The sequence below is a fragment of the Actinacidiphila sp. bgisy145 genome, assembly GCF_057708125.1.
Map to the genome: position 1 here is coordinate 1 of NZ_JBYIRL010000014.1, position 11,494 is coordinate 11,494.

Annotated in this window: 6 protein-coding genes; 1 reads left to right on the forward strand and 5 read right to left on the reverse strand. The window is 75.8% G+C overall.

Annotated features, from left to right (window positions below; translation table 11 throughout):
- Positions 1-8 precede the first annotated feature (8 nt).
- Entirely contained in the window at positions 9-4,160 is a 4,152-nt protein-coding gene (locus AC3ERT_RS14725; RefSeq protein ID WP_435174456.1) for a hypothetical protein, read from the reverse strand.
- Positions 4,161-4,285: 125 nt separating this feature from the next.
- Between AC3ERT_RS14725 and AC3ERT_RS14730 the strand changes: the two genes are divergently transcribed.
- Entirely contained in the window at positions 4,286-5,431 is a 1,146-nt protein-coding gene (locus AC3ERT_RS14730) for a helix-turn-helix domain-containing protein (RefSeq protein ID WP_488180734.1), read from the forward strand.
- Positions 5,432-5,465: 34 nt separating this feature from the next.
- Here the strand turns inward: AC3ERT_RS14730 and AC3ERT_RS14735 are convergent, their stop codons facing one another.
- The 4 genes from AC3ERT_RS14735 to AC3ERT_RS14750 all read right to left on the reverse strand — a co-directional run bounded on the left by AC3ERT_RS14735 (position 5,466) and on the right by AC3ERT_RS14750 (position 11,489).
- Positions 5,466-6,515 carry an SDR family oxidoreductase gene (locus AC3ERT_RS14735; protein ID WP_435174461.1) on the reverse strand — a complete coding sequence of 350 codons (1,050 nt, stop codon included), beginning with the start codon at positions 6,513-6,515 and terminating at the stop codon, positions 5,466-5,468.
- Positions 6,512-7,882 carry a cytochrome P450 gene (locus AC3ERT_RS14740; RefSeq protein WP_435135508.1) on the reverse strand — a complete coding sequence of 457 codons (1,371 nt, stop codon included), beginning with the start codon at positions 7,880-7,882 and terminating at the stop codon, positions 6,512-6,514. The genes AC3ERT_RS14735 and AC3ERT_RS14740 overlap by 4 nt, the downstream gene beginning before the upstream one ends.
- Positions 7,883-7,980: 98 nt before the next feature.
- Positions 7,981-9,132, reverse strand: a complete 1,152-nt coding sequence (locus tag AC3ERT_RS14745; RefSeq protein WP_435174464.1) for an alpha/beta hydrolase — start codon at positions 9,130-9,132, stop codon at positions 7,981-7,983.
- Positions 9,129-11,489, reverse strand: a complete 2,361-nt coding sequence (locus tag AC3ERT_RS14750) for a thioester reductase domain-containing protein (RefSeq protein ID WP_435174467.1) — start codon at positions 11,487-11,489, stop codon at positions 9,129-9,131. The genes AC3ERT_RS14745 and AC3ERT_RS14750 overlap by 4 nt, the downstream gene beginning before the upstream one ends.
- Between the last annotated feature and the right edge of the window lie 5 nt (positions 11,490-11,494).

The window sequence follows — 11,494 nt, forward strand, 5'->3', positions numbered from 1 at the left end:
GCCCCGGGTCAGTACGAGAACTGCTGGATCTGCTCGTCGTACGCCCCGTAGGTCCAGCCGGTCCGGGTGGCCGGGTCGAGCTGGATCGTGTCGTTCGGCGCGGAGTGCCCGCCGAGCGTGACGCCGGTGACGGTGCGCAGCACCTTGCCGGTGGTCAGGTCCACCACGACCAGTTGCCCGGTCGCGTTGTTGTCCGGCACGTACATGCCCGCGCCGAAGTACGCGGTGCCCGCGGGTGAGGCGTAGGAGACCACGGCGATCTTGAGGGTGCCGTCGACCGCGAGGGAGGCCGGCTTGCCCAGGCGTACGCTCGCCGAGCCGTCGGTGCCGACGGCGGCGCTCGCGCCGGTGGCCTCGTCGATGCCGGAGATGACGCCGGTGGGCACGATGTTCACGCTGATCTCGGTGGCCGACAGGTTGTACAGGGTGCCGGCGCCGTCGGAGGCGATGCCGTGGCTGCACGCCGAGGTGCTGCCGTCCGCGGTGACCGTGCGTGCGGTCAGGTCGACGCGGGCGACGGTGGCGCTGCCCAGGCAGTTGAACGCGCCGGCCTGGCGGGCGAGCAGCACCGCGCCGGTGGAGCGGTCCACGGTCAGCAGCCCGTAGGACCCGGCGGAGACCCCGGCCGGGTCGGCGGGGATGGGGGCGGCCGCGGTGCCGTCGGCCAGGTCGACCGGCAGGACGAGGTCGCCGCCGGCGCCGTGCAGCAGCAGGGCGCCGCGCCGGTGGGCGGCGTCCACGCGGCCGGTGACGTAGGAGCCGTCGGCCGTGGTCAGCGCGGTGCTGCCCAGGAGCGTGTCGGCCGCGGTGTTCCACGTCTCCACCCGCACCGTGCCGTCGGCGGTGCGGTGCATCAGCAGCGCGCGGTCGTCGGTGGCGCCGACGACCTGGTAGGCGGAGCCGGCCGCGGGGTCGGCGGCGAAGGCGGCGCCGTAGCGGCCGGTGGCCGTCGCGTAGTGCCGGACCTCGCTGCCGCCGGCGGCGGTGGCCAGCGCGGCCACCGAGTGGGCGCCGTCGGCGGCGAAGCCGGTCACCGAGGAGCCGGCGGGGGCCAGGCCGTCGTCGAAGGCGAGCGTGGACAGCGCGGACGCCTGGCCGACGACGTGCCCGGAGCGGTCCAGCGCCAGGACCCGCACCCCGTAGCTGTCGGAGCCGGTCAGGCCGAGCGCGGCGGCGTCCAGGTGGGCGGTGCCGGAGGTGCCCGGCACCGCGCGGTGAGCGGCGGAGGGGGCGTCCACGCCGTCGTCGTCCAGGCCGGTGCCGTTGGCGTTGGTGAACGTGTTCAGCGCACCGTAGGAGGTGGGGCCGGGGGCGGAGAACTCCAGCTCGGCGCTGTGCGCGCCCGGCACCGCGCGCACGTCGTAGCGCACGTCGAACCCGGGGGCGGCGCGGGTGGGTTCGGCGCTGTGGCCGGGGGCGGTGGCGGCGGTGGACAGCAGCGGCGCGCCGGGGCGCTGCGCGGCGGTGGCGCCGGCCACCCGGATCGGGGCGAACTCGCCGTAGCCGGTCTGCTGGGGGTTGCCGCCGTAGCCGTACTGGACCACGCCGATGCCGTAGATCCCGCCGCCGGAGGCGAAGGCGGCGGCGGGGATGGTGACGGTGCCCTTGTCCGCGGTCAGCGCCTGGTGCCAGGCGGCGGTGAACAGCGGGGCCAGCTGCGGGTTCCAGTGGCCCGCGGTGGACACGACCAGTTGCGGGTCGGACGTCTTCGCGACGCCGGTCAGGTCGTAGGAGACCTTCACCGCCTGCCCGGCGGCGACCACCGAGGGCGCGGTGGGGGCGGCCGCCTCGGCGTAACGCCCGTCGCTCGGGCCGACGGTGAGGGTACGGCGCTCGCTGGCGACGGTGTGGCCGCCGGTGGCCACCGCGTAGGTGACGGTGACCTGGCGGTCCGCGGTGGCGGCCACGGGCAGCCCGGCAGCGGCCAGCAGCCGGGTCGGGGTGACGCGGATCGCGGGCGTGGCGGAGCGGAAGACGGTTTTGCCGACGGTGAGGGTGTACGAGGTGCCGGGGCCGGTCCGGCCGGTGACGTCGCCGGCGAAGGTGACCGGGCCGGCCAGGCCCTCGCCGTCGCCGCCCGCGGCCATGTCGTCCAGGTCGATCCGGTTGGGGTCGGTGCCCTCCAGGAAGTCGCCGCCCAGGCCGCCCTGGGTGACGCGGTGGGCGACCGAGACCCGGACCAGCGCCGGGTGTGCGGGTGCCTTGCCGCCGAGCGCGCGCTCGGCGGCGGCGGTCACGTCGATCTGCGGGCCGACGTGCAGGGTGCGGTCGATCTGCGGCGGGGTCGGCACCGCGCGGCCGGTCTGCTCCAGCACGTCGCGGACCTGCTGCGGGGTCAGCGCGCGGCCGCCGAGCCGCCCGGCCTGGAGCACCACGGCGGCGGCCGCGGCGATCTCGGGCGCGGAGGCGGAGGTGCCGCCGTTGAGCGAGACGTCGACGTCCTGGGCGGAGCCGCCGGCCGGGTGGGAGAAGGCGAGGATGTTGTCGCTGGGCGCGGACAGGTCGACCCGGGTGCCGAAGCCGGAGGAGAAGCTGCCGAAGCCGCTGAGGCGGGTCTCGGCGGTGGTGGCGGGGCCGTCGGCGCCCTGGGCCAGCGTGTCGTCCAGGGTGCTGCCGCCGGCGGCGATGGCGCCGGTGTCGGGCACGCGGGTCGGTGTGGTGGACAGCGCGTCGTCGTCGATGGTGGTCGGCTGCTCCCGGCCGGTCGCGGTGTCGGTCGGGGTGCTGCCGCCGTCCGGGCCGACCGAGGCCGGGGTGTAGAGGCGGGTGCCGTCGTTGGAGGAGATCGTCACCACGATGTGGTCGTGCTGCACGATCGACGCGACGACCGAGCGGATCACCGGGTCGTCCTCCAGGTAGCGGCCGGGCAGGCCCTGCGCGTCGGTGCCGAAGCCGAGGCTCGCGGTGATCACGTCCGGCCGGGGCGTCTGGTCGGCCGCCGCCAGCAGCGCGCCGGCGATCCGGTCGGTGGTGGGCTGCTCGGGCACCACCAGCCGGTAGTTCGCGCCGGGGGCGATGCCGAGCAGGTCGGTGTAGCCGCTGCCGGTGGCCGAGGCTCGCTGCTGGTCGTGCGGCAGCGGCGCCATCACGCCGAAGTCGAGCATCACCTCGTCGAGGGTGGCGTCCTGCTGCTCGGTGGCGGCCGCGCCGTCCAGGCCGCCGGCGTCCTTCGCGACGTACGCCGGAATCAGCGGCATCGACGGCAGGTCGAGGTAGCGCTGCCCGTCGCGGAGCACGGTGGTCGGACCGTTCTCCTGGACGTAGGTGTCCCCGGCGTCGGCCATCGCCTGGTCGGTGAGGTCGCCCACCGACACGTTGGTGATGGTCTCGCCGGTACCGGGCTGCTGGCCGAACTCCCCCTTCAGCACCGCGTAGGCGCCGACCGCGTCGACGCCGCCCGCGTTGAGGAACGCCTGCGCGGAGTCGGCGAGGGTGGCGTTGGCGGGCACTGCGGCGGCGGCCTGAGTGCCGGTGCCCGGCGCCGCCTTCGTGGCGGGGGTGTGCGCGGTGGCGGGCGCGGTGGCGGACGCGGGCAGGCGCTGGGCGCCGGTGTTCATGGTGTTGACGTAGCGGTCGGGTTCGGCCGCGGCCACGCCCGGGCTCTTCGCCAACTGGCGGGCCACGGCGGCCGTGTCCTGGGTGGAGGTCCGCAGCACGTAGGTGCGGCCGAGGTCGGGGGCGCTCGCGCCGAGCCGGTCGCGGGCGGCGCCGGTCAGCGTCGCGGCCGCGGATGCCGAGACGCCCGGCAGCAGCGGGCTCAGGGACTGCGCGCCCGCGGCCTTCAGCTGCGCGTCGAGCGTGGTGTTGCTGGTGAGGGGGCGGCGCGCGGCGATCCGGGTGCCGGGCACGGCGGCGCCGGTCACGGAGGTGCCGGCGTCGAGCGTCACCAGGACCTGCCCGGGCACGGCGCCTTGGCGCTGGGCGGTGGGCGGGGTGGGCGCGGAGGAGGTGCCGAGCGGCGAACCGGCGGCGGTGGGCAGGGAGTTGCCGGACGCCGCCGCGGAGGCGGGCGCGGCCGGGGCGGAGAACGCGTGCGCCCGCGGCGTCGCCGCTGACACCGTTGTCGGAACGGCCGCGGCGGTGGCGACGGCCGCGAGGACCGCCACCACGGCGGTACGGGCGCGGCCTCTTGCCCTGCCGGGCGGTGTGGAGCGGCGCATGGGACACCTTCCGACGAAGGGAGTGCGGGTGCGGGCGCACAGGGAAGTGGGCGGGCGCGTCTTCGGCGGCCTCGTCGCCGCGGGGAAGCGCCCTGTGCGGTGGAAGATGCCAACCGGCGCCGATCATGCGCAAGATGTTCACGCTGGCCGGGTTGTGCCAGGTGGCGGGGGTCCGCCAGACGACCTGCGGGGAGACCATGAAACTTGACGTGCTGGGACTCGGTGGCGAAACAGAGCGCGTCTACACCGTGCTCGTCGGCCTGCCGCGGTGCAGCGCCTCGGAGTTGGCGCACGCCTGCGGCGCGAGCACCGCGGCGGTCGCGAAGACGCTCGGGACGCTGGTCGCCAAGGGCCTTGCCACCCGCGCCGGGAGCCGGCCGCCGCGCTTCACCGCCGCCCCGCCCGACGTCGCGGTGACCGCGCTGATCCAGGACCGGCAGCGGCAGTTGGACGCGGCGCGCTCGCTGGTGCAGCGGCTGGCCGAGACGCACCGCGAGGCGCTGCGGATCAACGACCCGGACATCGCGGTGGAGTTGCTGACCCGCCGTGAGGACATCAGCGCGGCCGCGGGCCGGTTGATCAACGAGGCCGAGCGCGAGGTGCGCGCGTTCGACCTGCCGCCGTACATCGACCGTCCCGGCAGCAACCTCCAGCACCAGCTCCAGCGCCAGCGCGTCGGCGTGGTGCACCGCGTGATCTACTCGCGGGACGCGGTGGCCTGGCCAGGGCGGCTGCTCGACGACATCCTGCCGAGCGTGGCGGCCGGCGAACAGGCCCGGGTGCGCGGCGAGTTGCCGCTGAAGCTGGTGATACGCGACACGGTGGCCGCGCTCATACCCTTCAGCCTGTCGGCCGGCGGGCACGCGGCGGCGTACCTGGTGCACCCGTCGCCGATCCTGGCCGCGCTGGAGGCGCTGTTCGAGGCGGAGTGGGACCGGGCGGTGCCGCTCGCCGCGGCCGGGGTCCCGGGTGCGGCCTCGGGTGCGGGCGCGGCATCGGGTGCGGCACCGGTCCCCCGTACGGTGCCGGTCTCACGTACGGCCGAGGCCGCCACCCCGGGCGAGGCCGCGGCGGTGTCGGCGGCGCCGGGCGAGGAGACCCGCACCCTGCTGATGCTGCTGGCCTCGGGGCTGACGGACGCGGCGATCGCCCGGACGCAGGGCTGGAGCACGCGCACCACGCAGCGCCGGGTCCATGACCTGATGACCGCGCTCGGCGCGACCACTCGCTTCCAGGCCGCCCTGGCGGCCGCCCGCCGCGGCTGGGTGTGACCCCGCGGCGGGCGGGCGCGGCCGGCCCGGCAGGTCAGGCGCGGACCTTGCGCCGGTCGGGGGCCAGGCCGAAGGCGATCAAGCTCTCCGCGGCGTCCAGTATGGTGGCCGCCGGGTCGCGGCGGGTCCAGCCCAGTTCGCGGAACGCCTTGTTGGACGTGGTGCGTTCCAGGGGGCCGAGGTAGGTGGCGGCGAGGCGGACGGCGGGGTCGAACAGGCCCGCGGCCCGCACGACGAAGTCCGGCAGCTGCCCGGTGGGGACCTTGGCGTAACGGGTGGCGAGCACCCGCGCGATGTCCCGCATCCACAGGTTCTCGCCGGCGCACAGGTAGCGGTTGCCGGGCGCCGCCGGGGACTCCATGGCCAGGCGGTGCGCGGCGGCGACGTCCCGTACGTCGGTGACGGCGAACGCCATCCGGGGCGACGCCGGCACCTCGCGCCGCAGCAGCCGCCCGAGCACCTCCATCGTCGTGTTGACCCGCGGGGTCAGCAGCGGCCCGATCACCATCCCGGGGTTCACCGCGACGAGGTCGAACCGCTGCTCGGGCGGCAGCGCCTCCACCAGGTCCCAGGCCGCGCGCTCGGCGAGCGTCTTGCTCTTCTGGTAGGCGTCGCAGCCGTCCGGGTTCGACCACACCGTCTCGTCCAGCCGCTGGTCGGAGCGGGTGGCATGGCCGAAGATGACCGCCGCCGCGGAGGACGTCAGCACCACCCGGCGCACGCCGCCGTCCCGCGCGCAGGCCGTGAGCACCCCGCGGGTGCCGTCGACGGCGGCGGCGAGCAGGTCGTCCACGTGCTCGGGGATGCTGGCCGGGAAGGGCGACGCCACGTGCTGCACATAGGCGCAGCCCGCGACCGCCGCGGCCCAGCCCTTGTCGTCGGTGAGGTCGGCCTCCACCAGTTCCAGCCGGCCGCCGGCGCTGGGCGCGAGCGCCTTCTCCAGGGTCTCCGTCGCCGGGTCCGCCAGGCTGCGCACGGTGCCGCGGACGCTGTAGCCGCGGTCGAGCAGGTGCTTGGCGCAGTGCCCGGCGACGAACCCGGTCACGCCGGTGACCAGGACGCGTTCCCCGCCCGCCCCGCTCACGCCGTGCCCTCCGCGCCCGGGGCGGCAGCGGTGCCCGGCCGGCCCGCCGCCACCAGCCGCACCCGCAGCCCGTCCTTCGGCCGGGGCACCGTCGTACGGTCCCAGGACACCTCGTAGCCCTCGTCCGTCGACCAGGCGAAGCGGTTGAGCACCTGGTGCATGATCGCCTTGATCTGCATGCCGGCGAAGTGCTGGCCGATGCACTTGTGCAGGCCCGCCCCGAAGGGCGACCACGCCTGCTTGTGCACCTTGTCCTCGCGGCGCTCGGCGGTGAACCGCAGCGGGTCGAAGCGCTCCGGCTCGTCCCACCACTCGGGCATGTGGTGGGTGAACTGCGGCAGTGCCAGCACGAAGGAGCCGCGCGGCAGCCGGTGGCCGAGCACCTCGGTGTCGGCGACCGCGACCCGGGGCAGCGCCGGCACCGGGGCGTCGATCCGCAGCGTCTCCTTCATGACCAGGTCGGTGCTCGGCAGCCGGTCGAGCTGGTCGAAGGTCAGGCCCGCGGTGCCCAGGGCCCGGCTCTCGGCCCGGCAGCGCTCCTGCCAGTCGGGCCGCTGGACCAGCCGGTACATCATCGACGTGACGGTGGACGTCGTCGTGTCGTGGGCGGCCTGGAGCAGCGCGATCATGTGGCAGACGACCTGGTCGTCGGTGAAGACGTTGCCCTCGTCGTCCCGGGCGCCGCACAGCACGCTGAGGAAGTCGTCGCCCGGCTCCGCGCGCCGGGCCGGGATCTGCGCGCGCAGGGTCTGTTCCAGGACCCGGCGGGCGCGCAGCCCGCGCGACCAGCTCAGCCCGGGGACCGGGCGCCGGACGAACGCGGTGCTGGCCCGCAGGCAGTCGGTGAAGGCGTCGTTGACGCGCGCCGCGTCGGCACCGAGCCGGATGCCGGCGAAGGTGCGCGAGGCGATGGCGAGGGTGAGCTGCTTCATCGCCGGGTAGACCCTGGTCTCCGGCTGCCCGGCCCAGCCGTCGATCTGCTCGGCGATCGTCTCGTTGATCCCGTCGAGGTAGGACAGCAGGTGGGTGCGGGTGAAGGCGCCGCCCATGATGCGCCGCTGCCGGAAGTGCGCCTCCGCGTCGAGGTAGGCCAGTCCGCCGCGGAAGAAGGCGCCGTTGATGTAGCCCCAGGCCGGTCCGGCCTCGAACGCCTTGTCCCGGTCGACGATCGCCACGTCGAGCGCCTCGGGCCCCAGCAGCACATGCCACCTGCGGCCGATGAGGTGTGCCTCGGAGACCGGGCCGAACCGGTCGTAGCGTTCGCGTGCCCACTTCTGCTGGTCGCGCAGGAAGGGAATGGTCTCGCCGATCAGCGGCAGACCCCTGCGGCCGGGGGTCTGCGGCGTGGTGACGGCTGGTGCGGTCACGGTGCTTCCTCTCTCGATGCCGTGGTGGCGGGTGCGGGGGGGCGGGGGGGCGGGGGGCGCGGGGGCACGGTCGCCGGGGGGCGCGGGGGCCGGGCTCCTCAGCTCCGTGCGCCGAGGAAGTCGACGACGTGCCCGAACACGTCGAGCGCGGCCCCCCGGCCGATGAAGGAGTCCAGGTGGCCGTAGCCGGGGATCTCGACGTACGCCACGTCCAGTTGCGGCTGCCGCCGGGCCAGGACGTCGCGGCACAGCCGCTGGGAGTCCAGCCACAGGCCGTTGTCACTGCCGGCCAGCAGCAGGACGGGCGTGTCGATGCGGGCGGCGGCGTCCAGCGCGTTGGGCGGCAGGGCCCGGTAGCGGTGGTCGGTGTCGTGCCAGCGCACGACCGTACGGGCCTGCGCGATGCGCCGCAGGTGGGGCACGATCCACAGCGGCGCCGGGCCGAGGAGTTCGGCGAGGCGGCCGTGGGTGGCGTCGGCCAGGTGCTCGTGGACGAAGAGCGAGGCTCCCGACCCCCAGGCGGAGTGGTGCAGCATCTGGCAGGTCGGGTCCGGGCAGTCCGCCCGGCGGCCGGCGAGCGCGAACAGCGGCGTGTACTTCGACCACAGCCCGACCGTGCGGAAGTCCACCGGGATGTGGTCGATCCGGGACCTCAGCAGCTCCCACCCGACCGACATCCGCAGCGAGGTGCTGCCGGCGAGCTTCGGGGTGAGGAAGACGCCCTGGGACACCACGCCCGCCAGCCCCGGCACCAGTCCGGCGGTCATGCTCAGCGACAGCGCGAGGGCGCCGATGCAGTGCGCGACCACGAACAGCGGGCGCCCGCCGATCCGGTCGCGGACCCGGCGGACGGCCTCGGGGAGGTCGTACAGGGCGACGTCGTCGTACGTGTACCTGCGGCCGGTCGCGTTGTAGGGCAGCCGGCAGCTGCCGCGCCAGTCCAGCAGCCAGGGCTCGTAGCCCTCGTCGAGCAGGACGTCGACGAGGTTACGGGTCTCGGGCAGCAGGAACATGTCGGCGGACGCGGTGTGCCCGTGCAGCAGCAGTACCGCGGGGCGGCCGGCCTCGCCGGTGTCCACCCGGGTCAGGCCCAGCCGGACGCCGTCGGCGGTGTGGAAGGGGATCTCCTCCACCCGGGCGGGGTCGAGGCGGTGGTGGAGCGGCCTCAGGGCGGGGGCGCTCCTGACCGTGCGGACCGCGGGCCGGGCAGCGGCGGCGGCGCGGGAGGTCGTCCTGGTCCGGAAGGTCATCGGCGGCGCTCCGTGGGGGTGGTGGTACGGCGCAGGTCGAGCAGTTCGGCGGCGGCGCGGGTGAACGGGCCGAGCAGGCCGCGGCCCATCTCCAGGCCGAACCAGCCCAGCCAGCCCAGCTTGGCAGCGCGCTGCTCGGCTGCGGTCAAGCGCGGGTCGAACCGGATGCCGTCGATCTGGTCGCGGACGTAGGAGCCGGCGGGGACGACGATCTCGCCGGCGAGCAGGGCGGGTTCGCCCGCGCGGCCGATCTCGACGGTCAGCGCCCGCGTCTGCCGCCACACGTCGCGGCGGGCCCGGGCGTGCTTGCAGCCCGTGAGCCACCAACGGCCGCCGCCGGCGTCGGCCAACTCCAGCCGGTAGGCGAGCAACGGGTGCCGCGAGCCGTGCTGTTCGGGGATGCCCTCGTCGGGGCGTACGACGATGGCGCCGCGCGTCACCGTGACCGGCTCGGGGTGCAGGGCCGGGCAGTTCAGCTCGCCGCGCACGTCCACCCGGCGCTCGGCGACCAGTTGGTGCATGCTCGCGATCGACAGGGTCAGCTCGGTCGAGCAGGGGGTGTCGGCGGGGCCGCCGGGCGGCCCGACGCGGCCCTCGGCGTGCTCGGTGAACCACAGGTAGGGCGGGTCGTCCCTATCCGGCAGCCGGGCCAGGCCGTCGGCGGCGAGCTTCTCGAACGTCTTCAGCTGGGCCCGGGCGTCGTACCGGGCGGCGGGTGGCAGCCCGAGTGCCGCGACGAGCGCGGCGGTGCGGTCGTCGGTGGCCGCCGGGCCTTCGAGGGTGGCCTCGCACAGCCTGAGCGCGGTGGGGCTGCGCAGCAGCCGGGTGAGGAAGTCCAGTTCGGGGACCGGGTCGGCCGCCAGCCGCGCGAGGGCGTCGGCCCGCCAGGTGTCCCAGTCCTGCACCCGCACGTGCATGCCGCCCAGCGCCATGTCCCGTACGACGTCGTCGAGCGTGTTGGGGACGCCGGTCAGGTGGTAGTCGTAGCCCCACGCGTCGGGCTCGCACACCACCGCCACCGCGGTACGGCTCACCCAGTCCACGGGCGCCGCGTTGAGGTGGCGGAAGGCCGGGACGGTGCGGAAGCGGCTGAAGGCGGCGAGCAGGCCGCTGCTGAGGTCGCGCGGGTTGTGGGCGCCGGTCCTGGTGTGCCCGCCGATGCCGCCCGGGCGCAGCGCGGTGACGACCAGGCCGTGGTCGCGGGCACGCCGCAGTGCCACCTCCGCCGCCCACTTCGACTGGTCGTAGCCGGCCACGAGGCGGTCGACACGGGCCAGCGGGTCGTCCTCGCCCATGGCGGTGATGCCGACCTCGTTGAAGACCGCGACGGAGGAGACGTGGTGCAGCGGTTTGGGCCGGCCGGCCGCCGCGAACTCGGCCAGGGCCAGGGTGCCCAGGACGTTGCTGCCGCGCAGCGAGGGGTAGCCGCGCAGGAAGTCCACGGCCGCGCCCACGCCGACGACCGCGTCCACCTCGTCGGCGAGCGCGGTCCACCGCTCGCCGGTCAGGCCCAGCCGCGGGCGGCGCAGGTCGCCCGGCAGCACGCTGACGCGGCGGCGGACCTCCGAGGACCAGGGCAGCCGGTAGCTGGTGAGGGCCGCGCCGAGGCGGGCGGCGGCCTGCTCCTCGTCCTCGGCCCGCACCAGGCAGTGGACGTGGGCGTCGCTGTGCCGCAACAGGTCCAGGAGCATGTGGCCGCCGAGGAAGCCGGTGGCGCCGGTGAGCAGGATGCGGCGCGGCGGCACCGGCTCGGGCGGCCCGGTGAACGGCAGGCGGTCGGCGAGGGCGAGGTCGGCCAGGATCTGGGCGAGGTCCTCCGGGCGCGCGGCGGTCCGCGGGTCGTGGGCGGTGGCGGGCGCCGGGGGCGGGGGCGCGGCCCGAAGGGGTACGGGCGCGGGCAAGGGTGCGGGCGCGGGCGCGGGCGCCGCACCTGCTTGGGCCAGCCGGCGCCGGGCGATGCTCAGCGGGCGGGCGTCGGCGAAGACCTCGTCCAGGTCGAACCGGACGCCGAGCGTGCTCTCCAACTCCGCGACCAGTTCCACCGCGTGGACCGACGTCCCGCCCGCGTCGAAGAAGTCGGCGTCCGGCGCGAGGTGCCCGCCGGGCAGGCGGCGCCCGGCCGCGGCGGCGATCGTCGCGGCCAGCGCGTCGAGTTCGGTGCCGCCCGAGGCCGCGGGCGCGGGGCCCGGGACGGTGGCGGGGGCCGGTTCCGGCGGGGCGGGCTGCGGGGGCGGTGCCGTCCTGACCTTGGCCAGCAGGTCGGACACGGTCAGCCCGCTGCCGCCGCCGCGTTCGATCGACTCGGCAGCGGCCCGGGTCCGGGCGTACGCCGCGGCGGCGTCGTCCACGTCAGCCATGAGTC